General features: G+C 33.2%; 20 protein-coding genes and 1 pseudogene. 19 read left to right on the forward strand and 2 right to left on the reverse strand.

Annotated elements, in window-relative coordinates:
• The first annotated feature begins 115 nt into the window (after positions 1-115).
• The 8 genes from BKP45_RS04790 to deoD all read left to right on the forward strand — a co-directional run bounded on the left by BKP45_RS04790 (position 116) and on the right by deoD (position 6814).
• Entirely contained in the window at positions 116-1897 is a 1782-nt protein-coding gene (locus tag BKP45_RS04790; protein ID WP_071388570.1) for a peptidoglycan D,D-transpeptidase FtsI family protein, read from the forward strand.
• A 369-nt stretch (positions 1898-2266) separates the two neighbouring features.
• Positions 2267-2899: a YrrS family protein gene (locus BKP45_RS04795; RefSeq protein ID WP_071388571.1), complete on the forward strand. Its 633-nt coding sequence runs from the start codon at positions 2267-2269 to the stop codon at positions 2897-2899.
• A 131-nt stretch (positions 2900-3030) separates the two neighbouring features.
• The gene (gene mtnN, locus BKP45_RS04800) at positions 3031-3726 is read left to right on the forward strand and encodes a 5'-methylthioadenosine/S-adenosylhomocysteine nucleosidase (RefSeq protein ID WP_071388572.1); all 696 of its coding nucleotides are present in this window, start codon (positions 3031-3033) and stop codon (positions 3724-3726) included.
• Positions 3727-3914: 188 nt separating this feature from the next.
• Complete coding sequence (locus BKP45_RS04805; protein WP_071388573.1) at positions 3915-4160, forward strand: YrhC family protein; 246 nt, start codon at positions 3915-3917, stop codon at positions 4158-4160.
• 349 nt (positions 4161-4509) lie between these two features.
• Positions 4510-4752, forward strand: a complete 243-nt coding sequence (locus BKP45_RS04810; protein WP_071388574.1) for an HPr family phosphocarrier protein — start codon at positions 4510-4512, stop codon at positions 4750-4752.
• 282 nt (positions 4753-5034) lie between these two features.
• Positions 5035-5196 carry a hypothetical protein gene (locus tag BKP45_RS22385; RefSeq protein ID WP_169823082.1) on the forward strand — a complete coding sequence of 54 codons (162 nt, stop codon included), beginning with the start codon at positions 5035-5037 and terminating at the stop codon, positions 5194-5196.
• Positions 5197-5374: 178 nt separating this feature from the next.
• On the forward strand, positions 5375-5656 hold the full coding sequence (locus BKP45_RS23520; protein ID WP_342707762.1) for a HesB-like (seleno)protein: 282 nt from the start codon (positions 5375-5377) through the stop codon (positions 5654-5656).
• 450 nt (positions 5657-6106) lie between these two features.
• Positions 6107-6814 (forward strand): purine-nucleoside phosphorylase, encoded by a 708-nt coding sequence (gene deoD / locus BKP45_RS04815; RefSeq protein WP_071388575.1) that lies wholly within the window; start codon positions 6107-6109, stop codon positions 6812-6814.
• 178 nt (positions 6815-6992) lie between these two features.
• Here deoD and BKP45_RS23220 read toward each other — a convergent pair whose 3' ends face one another.
• Positions 6993-7127 (reverse strand): hypothetical protein, encoded by a 135-nt coding sequence (locus BKP45_RS23220; RefSeq protein WP_281243122.1) that lies wholly within the window; start codon positions 7125-7127, stop codon positions 6993-6995.
• 238 nt (positions 7128-7365) lie between these two features.
• Here BKP45_RS23220 and BKP45_RS04820 point away from each other — a divergent pair.
• The 11 genes and pseudogenes from BKP45_RS04820 to BKP45_RS04865 form a co-directional block, all read left to right on the forward strand.
• Positions 7366-7767 (forward strand): annotated as a pseudogene (locus tag BKP45_RS04820) (sigma-70 family RNA polymerase sigma factor); the annotation flags it as partial.
• Positions 7768-7799: 32 nt separating this feature from the next.
• Positions 7800-7955, forward strand: coding sequence for a hypothetical protein (locus BKP45_RS22390; RefSeq protein WP_169824055.1), 156 nt, complete (start codon positions 7800-7802; stop codon positions 7953-7955).
• On the forward strand, positions 7900-9408 hold the full coding sequence (locus BKP45_RS04825; protein WP_071388576.1) for a recombinase family protein: 1509 nt from the start codon (positions 7900-7902) through the stop codon (positions 9406-9408). Before BKP45_RS22390 ends, BKP45_RS04825 begins: the two co-directional genes overlap by 56 nt.
• Before the next feature lie 107 nt (positions 9409-9515).
• On the forward strand, positions 9516-9842 hold the full coding sequence (locus BKP45_RS04830; RefSeq protein ID WP_071388577.1) for a hypothetical protein: 327 nt from the start codon (positions 9516-9518) through the stop codon (positions 9840-9842).
• A gap of 162 nt (positions 9843-10004) precedes the next feature.
• Entirely contained in the window at positions 10005-10565 is a 561-nt protein-coding gene (locus BKP45_RS04835; RefSeq protein WP_071388578.1) for a CHC2 zinc finger domain-containing protein, read from the forward strand.
• Positions 10565-12157 (forward strand): DNA primase family protein, encoded by a 1593-nt coding sequence (locus tag BKP45_RS04840; protein WP_071388579.1) that lies wholly within the window; start codon positions 10565-10567, stop codon positions 12155-12157. Before BKP45_RS04835 ends, BKP45_RS04840 begins: the two co-directional genes overlap by 1 nt.
• Before the next feature lie 430 nt (positions 12158-12587).
• Positions 12588-13241: a hypothetical protein gene (locus BKP45_RS04845; protein WP_071388580.1), complete on the forward strand. Its 654-nt coding sequence runs from the start codon at positions 12588-12590 to the stop codon at positions 13239-13241.
• Positions 13242-13534: 293 nt separating this feature from the next.
• Positions 13535-14281 carry a DUF5677 domain-containing protein gene (locus tag BKP45_RS04850; RefSeq protein ID WP_071388581.1) on the forward strand — a complete coding sequence of 249 codons (747 nt, stop codon included), beginning with the start codon at positions 13535-13537 and terminating at the stop codon, positions 14279-14281.
• 212 nt (positions 14282-14493) lie between these two features.
• A complete protein-coding gene (locus BKP45_RS04855; RefSeq protein WP_139193739.1) occupies positions 14494-14991 on the forward strand; it encodes a hypothetical protein in 498 nt (165 codons plus the stop codon).
• Positions 14992-15056: 65 nt separating this feature from the next.
• Positions 15057-15554, forward strand: a complete 498-nt coding sequence (locus BKP45_RS04860) for a terminase small subunit (protein WP_071388583.1) — start codon at positions 15057-15059, stop codon at positions 15552-15554.
• 274 nt (positions 15555-15828) lie between these two features.
• On the forward strand, positions 15829-17415 hold the full coding sequence (locus BKP45_RS04865) for a hypothetical protein (RefSeq protein WP_071388584.1): 1587 nt from the start codon (positions 15829-15831) through the stop codon (positions 17413-17415).
• Between the two features lie 355 nt (positions 17416-17770).
• Here the strand turns inward: BKP45_RS04865 and BKP45_RS04870 are convergent, their stop codons facing one another.
• A complete protein-coding gene (locus BKP45_RS04870) occupies positions 17771-18340 on the reverse strand; it encodes a recombinase family protein (protein WP_071388585.1) in 570 nt (189 codons plus the stop codon).
• Positions 18341-18406: the final 66 nt, after the last annotated feature.

Genomic DNA, 18406 nt, shown 5'->3' on the forward strand with positions numbered 1-18406 from the left:
TTTTTATATTGCGAAATTCACTCAGATAAAAGATTGTAGATATAAAGAAACGAATTTTTTGCTTTGAATAAATATATCCGTAGAAGGTTAACAATGAATGTATAGAGGTGTTTATATGACTATACATAAACGGATAATTCAAATACTAGTGATATCAACGGTTATAATGTTTATTATTATTTTTAGACTTGCATATGTTCAACTCTTTGCAACAAATCACTTTTCAAAAAATAATATTGATTTAGTGGAAGAAAGTATTAAACAAAGGACACAAATATTTGTCTTACATTCAGGAAGAGGATACTTTACAGATCGAAATGGCGAGGCATTAAATTCAGATTATTATCCTTGTTTAATTTTATTTCCATTTCTACAAACAAGAGATTGGCCAGTAGAGAAAATATCGAACATCCTACAAATTGAAAAAGAACAGATTTTAGAAGCATTAACTGCCTCCAAAGAACCGTTTATCCTAAAAGTTGATGGAAACCCATTAAAGCTGTCAGGAAATGATATGGAAAAAATTAATAAGCTTAAAATTCCAGGCGTATTTGTACACAATGTCCAACAGCGGACAGAAAATATTGCTCCACACTTACTTGGTGTACTTGGTGAGAATGTTGAAGAAGTAAAAAGGAGATATGAAACTCAAGTCGCAAATGGAAATATTTCTGTTCATTCTGAAATCGGTGTTTCAGGAATGCAAAGAGCTTTTGATCCGTTTCTTATTTCTCAAGGAAATAGTAGTTTAGCTTATTTTGTTAATAATTTAAACCAACCATTATTTGGCTTTGATGTAAAATATAACGCACCTGCAAATCCCTATCATCCTACGGAAGTAATTACTACAATAGATAAAGACATACAAAAATATGTTATAAACGTATTACGAGAAGTTGGTTTGACGAAGGGAGGAGCAGTAATTTTAGATGTAGAAACGAATGATCTACTTTCTCTTGTTAGTTTACCTACTTATAATGTGAATTTCCCTTTTGATGAAGGGGCAGTAAATCATATAGTTACATCCTATACACCAGGTTCAATATTTAAAATTGTCGTAGCTGCAGCAGCTATTGACTTAAATCTAATTAATAAAAATGATTTATTTGACTGTAATAAGGATTTATATGGAGATGGAGATGAACCTCGTCAATTAGGAAAGTTAACCTTTCATGAGAGTTTTTCTCAGAGTTGCAATTTTACCTTTGCCTATCTTGCAAATGAGTTATTAAAGAAAGATGATAAAGTATTACAAAAGTATGCTAAGAAGTTAGGATTGCTGGATAAAGTGGGGTGGAATGGCGATATTTTTCGTTTAGAAAATATTGCTCATTTTCCTGAAGAAGAAAAAGGAATAATTTCAGAGGATGAGATTGACCTCAAAGATAAGTATGCTATTGCACAAACAGCAATTGGCCAAAAAAATGTACGTATCACTCCTTTAGCAGTTGCCAACATGTTAGCAACTATAGCAAGAGGTGGGGAAAAAATGCAAGTTCGAGGAGCCTCTAAAATAAAATATGAAAACGGTACTACGTTTGTAGATTTTCCAATCCAAACTATTAATGATCATGAGAATATATCGAGATATACCGCAATGAGACTACAAGAGTTGTTAAGATCAGTAGTAAAAATGGAATTAGGGACAGCTCATCATGTATTAAAAAAGAGTCCTTATCCTATAGCAGGAAAGACTGGAACAGCACAAAAAGGTATTGAGAAAAAGGATTTAACTCATTGGTTTGCAGGCTATTTTCCCGCAGATAATCCTAAATATGTAATGGTGATCATTGATTTGGATCATCGTAACGGGGATATGAAAACTTTGAAGGCTTTTAATAAAATAGTTGAGTATCTACATAAAGTAGATAGTTTATCCCAATTTAAGGAGCAGTAAGACCCCCACCTCAAAACGTAAGAAAATCCGAGAAGTTTAGGTGGGGGTTAACTGCCCCTAAAGGTCCTATATAGAATAACTAATCATCAGTGGGGGATGAAGGAAAACCCTTACTGATTGAAGTTCAGCTTTATAAATAAGATTGGATAAATTTTAATGAATAAAACTTCATTCTATCTATCGAAAAAGTTTTTCTCTTTGATTATAATGGTAACTAAGTGTTTCATAATAATATATATTAGCTTTATTAAAGGTAGTTCGTGATACTTATCTATATGATGAGATCATTAACCAATGAAGAACAAAGATGGAATTGAGAGGGGCTTGGTTTTACGATATCGATTTCATCAATGAGGAGGGGGAACATATATGAGTGAAGAAGAAAGCTATAGCAGTAGAAGTTATAAGAGGAAACGTAAAAAGGTACAAAAAATATTTAATATAGCGATTATAGTTGTAGTTTTTATGGTTTTACTAGTAGGTAGACAGGTATTATTTAGTGGTAAGTCTTCTGAAACGGTGGTTGAGAATAATAATGAAAGAAACGAAGTAGTAGATAATATTGAAGGTGAAGCTCAAGAGGTGATTTCAGAAGAAAATAATATAGAGGAAGCAGATGGTGTATTGCCATCTAGTGATGATCGTAATGATGAGGAAATAGATACTTCAAATATAGACACATCAGAAGCGACACCTTCCCAACCTGGAGAATGGAAGCCTATCGGTACTGTGCAAGAAGAACCATTTAGTGCAGTATACAGTAAAGAACATATTAATTGGAGAGAAATGACGAAGGCTTTTCAATATGCAACTGGTCTTGGTGAAGATATGACAATTTGGCATGTCGGTAACGGCGGTGATAATCAAAGTGCCGTAGGTATTGTTGCTGATGCAACCACTCGAGCAACACCGTATCAAGTACGAATAGAATGGGTAACAAATGAAGGTTGGATGCCAGTAAGTGTACAACGACTAGATGAAAATCCTTATATGTCAAGGTAATCCACTAACAATACAAGTAGTGATTAATAGCAGCCTTGAAATTTTGTAGCTACTTGCTTTTTACCGAAGTTTTACTATCATTAAAGTGATTACCATATATTTTATGTATGTATTAGAAAGGAAAATTCGATATGAGAATTGGGATTATAGGAGCAATGGATGAAGAAGTTGATCTTCTGAAAGAAAAGCTTGAAAATAAGAAAGAGGAAACAATTGCTGGATGTGTATATTTTACAGGGATGTTAAATGGAGTAGATGTTGTCCTTTTAAAATCAGGAATAGGAAAAGTAAACGCAGCAATAGGAACTACGCTCTTAATAGAAAAATTTTCTCCTAATTATGTAATAAATACAGGGTCAGCTGGTGGTTTTGAAGAAAGCTTAAAGGTTGGTGACATTGTCATTTCAACAGAGGTTCGCTACAATGATGTTGACGCAACTGTTTTTGGATATGAGTTTGGGCAAGTACCAAGAATGCCAGCATATTATGAACCTAATGAGATGTTAATTTCTATCGCTGAAAAAAGCGCTACGGAAGTCGGGGTTCATTCAGTTAAAGGCTTGATTTTGTCAGGAGATTCTTTCATGAGTGATGAAAAACGAGTGATCGAATTGAAAGAAATTTTTAAAGATTCTTATTGTTCAGAGATGGAAGCAGGTGCGATTGCACAGGTATGTTACCAATTTGGTTGTCCATTTGTTATTATTCGATCATTAAGTGATATAGCTGGAAGTGATGCGAAAATTTCTTATGATCAATTTTTAGAAACTGCAGCTGTTAATTCAGCTAAGCTTGTTTTATTAATGCTTGAACATATAAAAAAATAATTTTCCTAATAGTCGACGTCCTTGTACGTCGACTATCCACGTTTATCAGAGGATGAAGTAACTTCTTTATATGTATTAAAATAACGTAACGTTACTAATATTTACTTGTAACCTTAAACTCTAGCACATGCTATACTTAAATAGTAATTGAAATGTGTGATATTGTCGTAGAGTTGGGGGTTGTAATGATGGATAACGATAACAATCATATAAAGCTATTAAAAGATAAAGTAACTGATTACAAGAGATTTGCTTTTATTTTGTTAGCATTAACTACTTTTATGTTTGTTGGATTACTGGTTCCTAACGAAGGTGCAACTCAAATTCAACATATTCTGCTAATAGGATTAAGTATATGTGCAATTTTATGTGCTATGTTTTTTCATAGAAAAGCAATGAAGTTTCAAGAACAGTTATACAGTGATGAACAATAAACTCTACCCAATAATGGGAGAGTTTTTTTCTTACAAGGTAAGAAAGTATAAAATTTCTAACTTAGAAACTGTCTAGCTCCAGCGCCCTATCGACTAGAAAGCTTCCTTCGTCTCGTCTACGATAAGTCGAGAACGAAAGTCTAACGACTTTCGATCCTCCTAATATCTCACTCGACTCAGTCCAGCTTATTACGTCGATGAGCAAGGGCGCTTGCGCTTTTCTTAGATTACCCAACTAAATTATTGTGTTAGTTAGGTCAACTAAGAAAAAAATAACTATCTCATCATATTTATGGTAAAATATGATAATCACAACTTAAATCATTTGAGAAAAGGGAGGAAGTGCTTTATGAAATTAAAAGTATTAACACCAATTTTTGCTGAGTCAGCTAGTAAATTAGTGAATGTAGCTAGTAAGTATGAAAGTACAATCCTAATTAAAAAGAATCATTGGGTCGTTGATGCAAAGAGTTTATTAGGCTTACTAGCCCTTGCTCTGCAACCTGGTCAAGTCGTAGAGTTAAGTATGGAAGATGAAGAAGAACTTGTAACAGTACTTACTGATTTGAAACTTTTTGAAAAAGTGGAATAAACAAGAAAAGCGCAAGCGCCTTGGTCACGAGCGAAAGGCGCTGAAGCTAGACAGTTTCCAAGTTAGAAATTTATAAATTCTGATACTATAAAAAAGGTGTTAAAACTCTAATTAAAGAGTTTTAACACCTTTTTTTATGATAAATATTCTCTTGGTAGAAAATCGTCATTTTTATTAGTTGTGAACATTTATCAAAAATTTATAAAAATACTTGATATTATATGCATGGAAAGAATATAATGACATTGAAAATTATTATCAATGAGTGGAGGTAGGAATGACATGGTTTATCTTTTGATCAGTTTAACAATAGTCGTATATTTTCTCATTGTCATCCGTATTTTTCATGGGATTAATGATGAAAAAACCATTTCTATCGTTTCCAAGGTCAAGAATTTTTTTAAAGCAAATAGTATGAATACGTTTAAAACGAATATAAAATAGGTAAGCTGAATAATAGCTTACCTATTTTTTGTTATTGTAAAAGTTACAACATTAGGATGAACGAGGATGTAAAACAAATTCTTGATAGGTCATTTTTCTTGTGAATAACATAAAATGTTGGTACGATAACTTTAGGATCATTATTTTCTAATGGTTAAATTTTTTTAGAGGTGAAAAAATGAAAATTACAGATGAAGCTAAGTCATTCATTCAAGGAATTCTTGATGAAAACAATGCAAAAGGGATTAAAGTAATTTTTGCAGGAATGGGCTGAGGTGGCCCTAAATTAGGACTGTCTCTGGATGAGGCAGCAGATGAGGACATTATTGAAACAATTAATGGAATTCAAGTTGCATTTGAAAAAAGTGTATTGGAACAAACGAAAGTATTAACCTTAGATTTCCAACAAACACCAGAAGGGTCTGGATTAGTTATGGTTGGAGTTAATGATTGTTGTTAATAATTAGAGCTAACCTCTTGTGGGTTAGCTTTTTTACAGTACAGAATTTATAAGTTTCTAACTTGGAAACTATCTAGCGCAAGCAGCCACGAGCTCGGTCACTTTAGTCAAGTTTCTGACCTCAATGACTTCTTGGATTCCTTCTTAGATAAAACCTAAGTATTATCAGTTGGTTGATATCAAGATCGGCTACTTCAAATTATTGATGTAGAGTTAGCTTTTGATAAACGGAGAAATATATGGTAAATTAATACGAAAATTAATAAAGTTATTCATGAATCATTGAGATTATCCTTTATCTCATATCGATTCGTAGTTTTACTTCTACCCCAACTATCTTCTCTAATTTTCTTAAGTTTTGATGTGCGATAGTAGACGTAGCTTAGGTTAGGATAGAATATTATGAAACGAACGGTTAGAAATTAGCCAATTTATTAGGAGGTTTTATACATGAGTGTACATATTGGTGCAAATGAAAATGAAATAGCTGAATCAATTTTATTACCAGGAGATCCGTTACGAGCCAAATTTATTGCTGAGAAATTCCTTGAGAACCCAAAATGCTACAATGAAGTACGTGGTATGCTTGGCTACACAGGTACTTATAAAGGAAAACGTGTTTCTGTTCAAGGAACGGGTATGGGGATCCCTTCAATTTCAATTTATGCTCAAGAATTAATGCAAAGCTATGGAGTGAAAAATTTAATTCGGGTAGGAACATGTGGCGCAATTCAAGAAGATGTAAAGGTAAGAGATTTAATTATTGCTATGAGCGCTTCTACTGACTCAGCGGTAAATAAAATTCGTTTTAAAGGAATTGATTTTGCACCTACTGCAAATTTTGATTTGTTAAAAGCGGCTTATGATATTGCAGTGCAGAGAAACAAACAAGTTAACGTTGGTAGTGTATTTACAAGCGACACTTTTTACAACGAAGACAAAGAAGCTGTCCAAAATTGGGCTAAACATGGAATTTTAGCGCTTGAGATGGAAACAGCCGCTTTATATACACTCGCTGCAAAGTTTGGAGTAAAAGCACTTTCGATTTTGACAGTTAGTGACCATGTATTAACTGGGGAAGAAACGTCTGCAGAAGAACGTCAAAAAACATTTGGTGAAATGGTAGAAATAGCTTTAGATACTGCAATTCAGTTTTAAAAACATAAAAGCGAAGGGGTTGATTTAGGCACCCTCGCTTTTATAAAAATATCTTAAGACCTACTCCAACAAGACCAACGGCGTTACGTATAACCATAATTTTAACCTCGATATTTTTTTTTGAGTACTTCTTGAGTTATTAGGTTTTCTTTCTTGATAGTATCTTGAATAAGTACGATTATTTTTTCTTCTTTAGGTAGGTTGTCGATCGATTAATTATATTTTCTGTTTTTTCTAAAGTAGGAACCTCCTCTAATAAAGTAACTTTTGTTTTTAATTCATAAATTTCTTCATTTCTTTCTTTTTTTTTCAATTAATTCACCCACCTGTTAAAAATACACCCCCATACGTTCGTTGTTTGCAAAGTAATTCTGTATGAAACGGACATGTGTCATTAAGTTGGTTACAGATATCTATAGTTGTTATAGTAGTCTTAAAGTGACAACAGTTTATAAAAATTTTAAAATTTTAGTAGCCCTTTTTTATTTGTACAGACACACAAAAGCTTATCTCAACATAAATATAGAATAAATGCTTTTGGAGGTGAGCTAATGTCTAGTATTATTGCAGCGCTCGGCTATTTCTTCAAAGAATTTATCTTTTTTGTTTCTTTTGTAAAAAACAATGCATTCCCACAGCCATTAAAAGAGGAAGAAGAACAAAAGTATCTAAAGCTTATGGCAGAAGGTGATGAAATAGCAAGAAATCGACTGATTGAGCATAACCTTCGACTCGTAGCACATATAGTTAAAAAATTTGAGAATACACGTGAAGATAACGAGGATTTAATATCCATCGGTACGATTGGATTAATGAAAGCAATTGATAGCTATTCAACTGGAAAAGGAACAAAATTGGCCACATACGCAGCACGATGTATTGAGAATGAAATTCTAATGTCAGTAGAGAGCGTAAAAAATTGTAAATTGAATGCATTGGACAGCTCACCTATTTCATAAATGTATTATTATAGGGGGCTGATACTATGAAAATTCAAATTATTGAAGGTCCACTTTCGAAAGAAGCTCGTTCAAGTGCTTATAAATATTTGAAAGAACTTTATCGAAAGGAGAAGCGAAAAATCAATGATTGCAATTTACGCTCGAGTATCGACCGAGGAGCAGGCGAAAAACGGTTATAGTCTAAGTGAACAAATTAGAGCATGTAAACAAAAAGCTGAAGGAACATTAGGAGTTATGGAATATGTTGATGAAGGTTTGTCTGGAGAATTTCTGGATAGACCTGCACTAACAAGGTTAAGAAAAGATATAAAGGAAGGTATTATTGAAAGAGTTATTTGTTTAGATCCAGACCGTCTTTCTCGTAAACTCATGAACCAGCTTATTTTATCAGAGGAAATAGAAAAAAAGGCTCATCTGATCTTCGTAAATGGAGAGTATAAACGAACTCCGGAAGGGATGCTCTTCTACCAGATGCGAGGAGCAATCGCCGAATTTGAAAAGGCAAAAATTACAGAACGGATGAGTAGAGGGCGTAGAGAGAAAGCAAGAATAGGAAAAGTGTTACGTGATTTTCAAGTATATGGCTATAACTATAATAAAGAAAATGAACAATTTGAGGTTAATGAATATGAAGCTAAAGTCGTCAAGTTAATCTTTGAATTGTTTACAAAGCCAAATGATATGGTTGAAGGAGTAAACGGAATTGCTAAATATTTAACAAATCAAGGCATTCCAACAAAGCGAAATGCAAAGCAGTGGCATAGACAAGTTGTTAGGCAACTTTTGATGAATAGGGCATATGTAGGAGAATTTTATCAAAATCGATGGAATACGGAAGGCATGTTAGGCAACAGATACAAAAGTGAAGATGAGCGAATAAAAATGACTGAACGACCTAAGGAAGAATGGATTGCAGTATCTTGTCCAGTAATAATTGATAAAGAACAATTTGAACACGCCCAGGCATTACTTAATCAATCTCGTAGACGTTGGAGTGGGATGAGTAAAAATGAATATCTTTTAAGTGGTCTTGTTCGTTGTGCAGAATGTGGTAATACGATGACCGGAAGGAAGCAAAAAAACTGGGGAACATACGTATTTGAATACACTGATGTAAAAAATACAGCCGGAGCAAAACACAAAGGTTGTGGAAATCATATTAGGTGTGAAGAACTAGACATTGTTGTTTGGGAAAAGATAAAAGGATGGTTAAATAATCCAGAGGAGATTGCAGCAAGCAAAGAAGAAGAAAGTAATAATGTCCTTTTTGAAGAAGTTGAGCTTGAGAGGTTAACTAAAGAAATTGAACGCATTAATAAAGGCAAACAGCGACTACTAACTCTAATAATGGAAGATAATGATGATTTATTAATTGCTGATGTAAGGCAAAAGTTAAAAGACATAAATGAAAGTGAAAAGCAATTATTTCAACAGAAAGAGAAAATAGAAATGGAATTAATGTCACATCAACAATTAGATGTAAATGAAAATATAATAAAAAAAGCTTCCGAATACTACTTGGGGTTAGCTTCGGAAGAAATCTCAATTGACATAAAAAAGGAACTTATTAGAAGTGTAGTAAAAGAAATAAGGGTATCCCATGAAAAGAATGTTGATATATACACACTTTAACTATATTACAGAAGAGGAACCTTTTTCTGTTCCTCTTCTGTTATTCTTTATAAAAAAATTACGAGATAATTAACTTTATATTCTAGTAGAAATGAAAGGAATTAACTATGGAACAATCTATGCAAAAGTCGTATAAATTATTACAGCAAAATCAAACTATGCAACTTAAATTAATCGAAGAGCAAAGGTCACTGATAAGTGAATTAATCTCTGCTTCAAGTCAAAATAATTTTGAATCATTATTGGAGCAATTTTACGATCGTAAAGTACGCCAACAAAGAATTGAGGACACACATAGCAAGCGAACATTTTATATTGAGAATGAACTATTGCTAAAGTTGGACAAGCTTTGCCAAGATGAACAAGGAAAGCAAATTAATGGGATGAAAACCTTCATTTTAAATAAGTCGCTCAAGATTATACTTGAGGAATAATTGATGAGGCACTCTCTTTTATGAGGGTGCCTTTTCTATAGGCTCAAAAAAAATTCAAACTTTTTGAGAAAGATACGAATAGTTATTTTCATAATTTCATATATCAAAGAGTGCAAGTAAATTAATCAGGAAGGGGGTTAGAATATCACCTGGCTTGATGATGTGAAAGCAAATGTTCCAATTGTAGAAATTGCTGAAAGGTATTTAAAAGTTAAAAGAAGAGGGAAAAATTTTGTTGCGCTATGTCCTTTTCATAGCGAAAGAACTCCCTCATTTACTATGAACCCAAGAACTAACAAATATCGCTGTTTCGGTTGTGGCATTTACGGATCGCAAATTGACCTTTATGCGCATTTCAATGAACTTTCCTTTGTTGACGCAGCAAAACTTTTGGCTAAGGAGTATGCAATTGTACAGCAAAATGAAACTGTCCAGGAGAAAAACGAACGAGCATTTAAAAATGAACTAGCGAACGCAGTCCACCAAAAAAAGCACGAGTTATTTTTGGAATTAATATGGATATTGGACAACCTTAAGATGGTCAGAAGGAGCGTGAAAAATATGAGCCAGGTTGAAGCGCTAGAACAATATTATCATCTTGAAGTGATCTTGGAATATTTGCTTGATCTTTTAACTAACGGTGAATTAAATGAAGAAGAACTCTTAGATTTAGTCATTTACATTCATAATTTAATTGAAAAAGGTCGAAGGAGTTGTTACTGATGAAAATTGATCCAAAAAAAATACAAGATGCTTTTAATAATAAAACTCCAGAGGAAAAGGATATGCTCCTAGGGGAATTAGGATTAAAAAATAGAAGCACTTCCCAAGACGAAAAGTGCGCAAAAGAAACTCGTGTTTCTCAATATAATTATAGCAAAAAATCCGAGAATAATAAAGGCAGCTCGAATCCTCAAAGCAGTAGGTTTCCTTTAACTGATCTAGGAAACGCAAAACGGTTGGTTGCTAAACACGGTGCCGATATTCGGTATTGCCATAGTCAAAGTGATTGGTACATCTGGAATGGTAGGCACTGGGAGAAAGATGATACTGGGGAAATTGTTAGACGTGCAAAAGATACGGTTCAATCTATTCAGAAAGAAGCAAAGTGCCCCTCATTAAGCGAAAAGCAGAAAAAGGCATTACTAAATCATGCTAGATTATGTGAAAATAAAAGTAAAATTTACAGCATGATTACCCTTGCTCAATCTGAAGAAGGCATACCAATTCGTATTCAAGAGCTAGATAAAGATCCGATGCTTTTTAATGTTGAAAACGGTACGCTTAATCTGAATGATGGTAATATATATCCGCATAATAGAAAAGACAAACTTTCAAAAATATCCCCAGTAGTTTATGACAATAACGCTGAATGTCCCACATGGTTGAGCTTCCTTGAAAAAATAATGGATGGTGATCAGGAAATAATTGGTTATCTCCAACGTGTACTTGGTTATTCACTTACTGGTTTAGTAACTGAGCAAAAGTTTTGGTTTTTATTTGGATCAGGCGCTAATGGGAAAAGCACATTCCTTGAAACCTTAAGTTATATTTTAGGTGACTACTGTAAAACGACACCGATGGAGACTTTCATGCGAAAAAACAGTGAAGGAGTACCAAATGATATTGCAGATCTAAAAGGCGCACGTTTCGTTACGGCAAATGAAACCGAACTAGGTCGTCAATTTGCCGAAAGTAAAATGAAACACCTTACTGGTGGGGAAACTGTCAAGGCACGTTTTTTGTTCAAGGAATTTTTTGAGTTTGTCCCACAATTTAAAATTTTTATCGCCGGCAATCATAAGCCGATCATCAAAGAAACCAAGGATGCAATCTGGCGCCGACTTAGACTTATACCTTTTACCGTTAGAATCCAAGATCATGAAAAGGATGATAAATTAATAGACAAGCTTAAATCCGAAGCAAGTGGCATATCGAATTGGCTGGTCAAGGGCTGTTTACTTTGGCAAAGCGAAGGACTAAATTGTCCGGAAAGTGTTATGCAAGTTACCGAAGCGTATCGCCAGGAAATGGATGTTGTACAGAGCTTCGTTAACGATTGCTGCACGGTTCATCCTCAGCTAAAGGACAGCGCTGCTAACTTGTACGACTGTTACATTGGTTGGGCAAACGATAAAGGAGAATACACCCTCTCGCAAAAGGCTTTTGGTACAAATCTTAGAGAAAAAGGTTATACCCAAAAAACTATTAATGGACGCAGCCATTGGCAAGGTCTAAAGGTTAAAAGAGAAGTATTTCAAAATCTAATTAATATCAAAGAAGGACTTTCTAACAAATCTCGTTATTATAGGTAGACGTTGGTATATGATCATATAGATGAACATGTAGATGATTGATACGGCATTCTGTTGCTGAAAAACCTTATGCAGCAAGGGTTATACGTGTTGGTAGACCATTGTAGATGATTATTTTAAGTTAATAGATATATATAATTAAAACCTAATTTATTATTTAAATATATAGGTCTTAATAATGGTCTACCATCATCTACCATTCTCCAAAACCCTTGATATATCAACGTTTTGAGTGATGTGTTTAGCCGAGATCGTCTACCTGATCATCTACTAATCATCTACTGAACCTTCTACCAATAATCACGCTACAAAACTACAGTTGTCCCTATTAGCAGCTGCATTGGTAAAGTGTATGAGCGATTATTAAAAATATGACACGATTTTATTAATACATTTGAAAATTGAGCTAACTCAAAAGGGAGTTGAGAAAATGAAGGAAAAACTATTTGAACAAATACAATCATTAACTCAAGAATTTCTAAAATGCGTAGAGGAAGAAGAAAATGTCATGAAAAAATATAAGCGAACCGATTTTGAAACTATACAAATGAAAAGAGAAATTTTAATCATTCAAGAAAAAATGAAAGCAATAAAAGATAAAGAATTTTTAAGTTATTTTAATCTACTAGACGGCCCAGAGCTAATTGAAGAGTTCATAAGCGTTATATCAAATATACCGGATGAAGAAAAATACGAAATATTTTTAGATGTATATACAAGGAGCGAATACAGTTTCGAAGTAATTAATGATGATTTTATTGAAGATGTCTGTAATGCACGTCCGTTTGAATGTAGGGAAGAATTGTACAAAAAACTTGATGAGATAAGCGCTACAGACGAGATAGTGATTTACCGAGGGATGGGAAGCACGTCAGCTCCACCAGCAGAAGCATTGTCCTGGACATTATCAGTTGACGTTGCAAAGTGGTTTGCACGTCGATTTCTTCAAAAAGGTGGGGTATATAAAGCGAAAATTAAGAAAAGGGATGTAGTTGATTATTATAATGGAAGACAAGAAGAGGAGATCATTGTTAAGAGAAGAAAAGTATATGATTTGGAATTTTATTTATTAGAAGATATATAAATTTACATGGAATTAATATTAGGGATGATTATACTTAATGAAGGGGTGCCTATTGGCGCTACTCCTTAATGATAAATAATTTTTATATTTAAGAGATTTTTACAGTTAGAAAATCATGACAGCTTTGTTTTTTCTTCAAATCCAGTTGGAATATGAATTTGGACAATTTTGGATCAGTCTTGCCATAATCTTTACGAATATCAGAAGTTTACCATTTATTAGAAAGTATTCTATTATTTTTTCATATCTTACGTTATTATTAAATAAATGACTTTATAAGGGGGAAGGGAACCGTGGTCTTGATTGACAATACGTATAAAAGAGCTTTTTTTGAAATAGAAGAAACGGACGAGTTCGTTAATATCAGTGCTAACCAAGATATTGCTAAGGTCTTTTATACATTATATAATCGCTGTAAAAGATTGTTTATTACCATGCTATTTATAAAAGAAGCACCAGACAAAAATGTCACATGTGTTGAAGCATTACCATTGTTAAGAACATTTATCGAAGCCCATTTCCATTTAACTTATGTGATGTCTGAAAAGAACACTAAAGCGATTAAAGAGGGATATGAAGCTTTAGAAAAGCATTCACACGCTAAGCGAGCAGCTAAATTAACACATGCAGAAAATTTATCTGAAGAAGATATTGAGTTCATAAAAGAATATGAAGGTTATAAAATGCCAAACGAGTATAAATTTTTAGATGATATGAGAAGTTTATCTAATAAAATCAATCAACTCCAAATATACCGGACATATTATACTGATCTTAATTCATACATACACTTCAATCCAAATACTTTTTTGAACTATGGACAAGTGCAGGGGACTACATTCCGTTTTAATGATCACGAACCTCAAGATAGAGAGGATTATACTTATATTGAAAAAATCATATATGCAATTGGCTGTGTGTTTATAGCTGAAGTCACTAACTTTTTAAATAATAAAGAGCTAGAGAAAAAAATCGGTGGATTAATCGGTTGTATTCACGAAGAAGTTTTTGGTATAAAGTACGAAGAAGTGTCTAAATAGTATTATAGTACAATTCTGAAACTTCCCTATCAGGAAGAAACCGTTGTAGAAAATAATTGTTCTTCCTCGACATAGCATTAGTTAAGTAGTACATAAAAAGCTTATGGTATAAAACCTTAAGCTTTTTATAATTGAGTTTGATATAATGTATAGCGTATTATATAATTTAGGTGTAAAGTTTTTTTCTTGACACTTATCTAAAGGGTGATCACATGAACTGGCGAAGGTGGACCGAACGGCAAATTCGAAGGTACATGTCCAGTAATCTACTCCGTAATGATATTTTAGAAGAAATAAAGAACATAGACCATGACACCATTTACATTCAGACAACCTCTTTCACTCATACACCCACTAATCCCACTAATTGTAAATCTTCCATTATTGAAATAAATGTAATAGATCGTGAAGAAGCGAGAAACCGTTTTTATTATGAGCTACTAGAACTAGATCGTTTTGTTACGTGTTTTCGTGCTGCTTTCAGTGAACTAAGCCCTAGCGAACATCAGATCATTCATTTGTGCTACATGAGCGTATTATATGACGAAGACTACGAAATAGCTAGTTTTCTAGACCTGGATTTCCGACAGTTTCAAGCTGCTAAGAAAAAAGCATTATATAACCTCTACAGTGCGCTGATTTCGCCGATAGAGAAGAAAAATCACTATGAATATACTTTTACCCTTGGGGACCAAAAAATAGTGTTATAAAGCAATTTTAGGCATGGGTGTCCATTAATTGTATCAAGCATATTTTGGTTAGGTGGTGAGTAATTATGGAAAACTTAACTCCGAAACAGCAGCGCTTTATAGAGGAATATCTCGTTGATTTGAACGGATCGGCAGCAGCTGTAAGAGCTGGATATTCCATTAAAACTTCAAGGGTAATAGCAGCAGAGTTATTAACAAAACCTAACATACAAGCTGCCATAAAAGAACAAATGGATGCAGCAGCTATGCGAAATCAAGTAACCGTAGACGATATTGTTCAGCAACTTGCCAAAATCGCTTTTGCTGATATTAAGGACTTTGTTTCCTGGGATGAACAAGGCAACGTTCAAGTGAAGGCTGCTGCTGAAGTAGATGGAACAGTCATAAGTGAAATATCCTCTATTGATACGCAAAATGGTAAGAATTTTAAATTTAGACGGAATGATCAGTTAAAGGCATTGGAGCTACTCTCACGTCATTTAGGTATGCTTATCGACCGGAAAGAGATCACCGGAGCGAATGGTGGTTCAATCGAGATTAAATTTGTAGAGCCGTCCGATTAAAAAGAATTAATTACTATTTACATTACGAGCAAATGACCTAATTGAATGTTGAATAACCTCATAATTACTCGTATATTCTTTAAGTAACTGAGTTGTTTTATGTAACAACTCAACTGGACGTTTACTAATCTTAGCCACTTTACAAACAATTTAAACAATTATTAATACTTTATCATTTTATGCTAAAGTAAAAGATCCTGATCTAAAACTAAAAGTTAGCTGATAAATAAAATTTAGTAGTAAATAGGTAGATAAAAGAGGAGTAATAAATAAAATGATAAAAATAAAAAATCCATACAGTAAAAAACGTTCTACATTAAAAGAGAAAATAGAAAGGAAAGTTACCAAGTTTATTGTTCCATGGATAAAAAAAATTCCTCTTAATGAAGAATGGAAGGAAAAGCCTAAGTTTATCCCACAGTTTTTATATGAAATCAGAATACGCTTAGAATATTGGGATAGGGATTTTGATAGAAATGATATTCCTGAGGGCGTAGAAGTGAACTTACTGTCAATATATGTTGCAGAATATATTCCGATTGAAAATATTGATAAACTAAATAAAGGTCTGAAAAAGATTTTTAAAGAATTTGCACCCAAGAGAATGAATACTAATGATTTAACTCGAATAGATGATTTTTGTAATGAAGTCAGACAAAGTATTCACGGAAGACGTTGGAGTAAGTTTGGTTTTCTTGAGGTTGATGAAAATAATCAATTGAAAAAATTTGTAAAACAAATTAGTGTCAACGGAACGCAGATTTCATCATCATCGGTCATTATTGAGTTTGTTATTATACCATCTGATAACTTTGTGAAAGAGTATAAACAAATTATTGAAAGTAATGTAAAAGATGAAACAATTCTTACCCCTAAACTAAAACACATTTTTAGTTTTTGGGGTTCAAAAACAAAACCAGGTACAATAGTTAAAGAACAAAGGGTTGAAGATTTATTGTTAGAGTTAAAATGGAGAACTACAAGGGAAATCGGAAAATATTTTGAAATGTACTTTTCCAAAAATAAGTTAATTCCACCAAGTATTGAAGTTTATAAGATAAAACAAAAATCTTGTAAATTTAAATACTCTGACAATGAACCGAGAAATGATTTTTGGAATTCTGTTGGCATGAATGACTTTCCTTTTTATGAAATTTCAAGAGATGGTTATTGGCAGCTATTTGCTAATGAAAAAGATAATCGAATAGGCAGTTCCGTTAAGTTGACGTGTAACGATGAAGTACGAAAAGAAGATTTGTTCCACACACTTGATTTTCAATTGGTTTATTTTGTAAGAGAATTAGCTATGTACTTACTTCCTATTCTGGTTATGAGAAGTTATATAATTGAATTAAGTAGGCAAATTGCTGTACAACAAAAGAATACCTTCAAGTCATTAAAGAAAGAAAGACCGAATTATAATAAGCTAATTAATATTAGATATGAACTTGAACAAAACCTTCAAATTCTTAGACGTTTTAAGAATGAAATGGGAGAAAATGAGTTTGAAAATGTAAAGGGGAAAATAGCTTATTATTTAAATGAATTTGAGCCAGCAAGATCAAGGCGTTCTTATACCTCATGGGCTGAAAGTATTGTAGATAATGCAAGTTATCTCATTGAGAAGACTGACAATTTATCACAAAACTTTGCCGAAATTATAGATGATACTGTAAAATTACTCGAAATAAAAACCAATAATTCTTTGCGAAATAGAACGTTCGTGCTCGTTATCTTAACGGTATTAATATCGTTCTTAGCAACAGCGATTGCTGCAACGTCACTATTTCTTCAACTAAGTGAACCAAACCAAGAGAAACTAAAAGAATTTATTTTATCAGCCTTAAATTTTTTTTATTAGAGTTAGTATTTGAAAAACTAAAGCAGTGTTGTGATATTTATTAATGAAAAAATTCATAAATTTCCTTGGATTTTTTAATGTTTATGGAAATTGGTTTATTAGCTATTGATTTTATTAAGTAACCTTTTAACCAAAATATAGACTTTAAAAGCTTACAATAATCATTACCGAACATCCTAGTTTTAAAGAAGATTTATAAAAAAGTCGTTTCCATTTACCGGATAAACGACTTTTTTATTATTAAATTATGAACAGCATTCCAGATCAGATTCTTTAATAGCTTCTTCTATTGCTCATACTAACCTTTCTATTATAACTACATCTCCAAAAACATTACTGTCGATTGCTATAGTATTCATTTTGATAACTCCTCTTTAGCTTTTACGTAGATAGTTGATCGTGGAACACCGGTCATTCGAACAATATCATTTACGGATAGTCCGTTTGTGGAACGTTCACAATAAAGCTTCAGAGCCTTCTTAACGTCCTTCTCAGCCTTGCCAATGCGCCCCATATGTTTGCCTTGAGCTTTGGCTCTTTCACGCCCTTCTGCCGTTCTGTCAGCTATCAGGTCGCGTTCAAATTCAGCAATGGCACCAAGCATCGTAAACATTAGCTTTCCAGCCGGAGTAGAGAAATCAATCTGTTCTTTAATGAACACCAGGGCAATCCCTCTGTCGTGTAACTCTTTAGCTATTTTATGTAAGTCAAATGTGCTTCTGGCTAATCGATCTAACTTATAAACAACCAATTTGTCGCCTTCACGTAAATAGTCTAGCGCTTTAGCAAGTTCTTCTCGATCACTCTTAACCCCACTTTGCTTTTCCATGAAAATCTTTTCGCATCCGTATTCTTTGAGTTTTTCAATTTGCAATTCTAATTCTTGATCTTTTGTTGAAACTCTAGCGTAACCGATAATTGCCATATTGTTTATGTTCCTTTCTTGTTGTCTAAAAGTTATATAACTTCTGTACATTATATTCTAGACTAA

It is taken from the genome of Anaerobacillus alkalidiazotrophicus (genome assembly GCF_001866055.1).

Bases quoted from the DNA above. Each gene is read 5' to 3' on its own strand.
- BKP45_RS04790 (WP_071388570.1), top strand. From the start codon at position 116: ATGACTATACATAAACGGATAATTCAAATACTAGTGATATCAACGGTT.
- BKP45_RS04795 (WP_071388571.1), top strand. From the start codon at position 2,267: ATGAGTGAAGAAGAAAGCTATAGCAGTAGAAGTTATAAGAGGAAACGT.
- mtnN (WP_071388572.1), top strand. From the start codon at position 3,031: ATGAGAATTGGGATTATAGGAGCAATGGATGAAGAAGTTGATCTTCTG.
- BKP45_RS04805 (WP_071388573.1), top strand. From the start codon at position 3,915: ATGGATAACGATAACAATCATATAAAGCTATTAAAAGATAAAGTAACT.
- BKP45_RS04810 (WP_071388574.1), top strand. From the start codon at position 4,510: ATGAAATTAAAAGTATTAACACCAATTTTTGCTGAGTCAGCTAGTAAA.
- BKP45_RS22385 (WP_169823082.1), top strand. From the start codon at position 5,035: ATGGTTTATCTTTTGATCAGTTTAACAATAGTCGTATATTTTCTCATT.
- deoD (WP_071388575.1), top strand. From the start codon at position 6,107: ATGAGTGTACATATTGGTGCAAATGAAAATGAAATAGCTGAATCAATT.
- BKP45_RS22390 (WP_169824055.1), top strand. From the start codon at position 7,800: ATGAAAATTCAAATTATTGAAGGTCCACTTTCGAAAGAAGCTCGTTCA.
- BKP45_RS04825 (WP_071388576.1), top strand. From the start codon at position 7,900: ATGATTGCAATTTACGCTCGAGTATCGACCGAGGAGCAGGCGAAAAAC.
- BKP45_RS04830 (WP_071388577.1), top strand. From the start codon at position 9,516: ATGGAACAATCTATGCAAAAGTCGTATAAATTATTACAGCAAAATCAA.
- BKP45_RS04840 (WP_071388579.1), top strand. From the start codon at position 10,565: ATGAAAATTGATCCAAAAAAAATACAAGATGCTTTTAATAATAAAACT.
- BKP45_RS04845 (WP_071388580.1), top strand. From the start codon at position 12,588: ATGAAGGAAAAACTATTTGAACAAATACAATCATTAACTCAAGAATTT.
- BKP45_RS04855 (WP_139193739.1), top strand. From the start codon at position 14,494: ATGAACTGGCGAAGGTGGACCGAACGGCAAATTCGAAGGTACATGTCC.
- BKP45_RS04860 (WP_071388583.1), top strand. From the start codon at position 15,057: ATGGAAAACTTAACTCCGAAACAGCAGCGCTTTATAGAGGAATATCTC.
- BKP45_RS04865 (WP_071388584.1), top strand. From the start codon at position 15,829: ATGATAAAAATAAAAAATCCATACAGTAAAAAACGTTCTACATTAAAA.
- BKP45_RS04870 (WP_071388585.1), bottom strand. From the start codon at position 18,340: ATGGCAATTATCGGTTACGCTAGAGTTTCAACAAAAGATCAAGAATTA.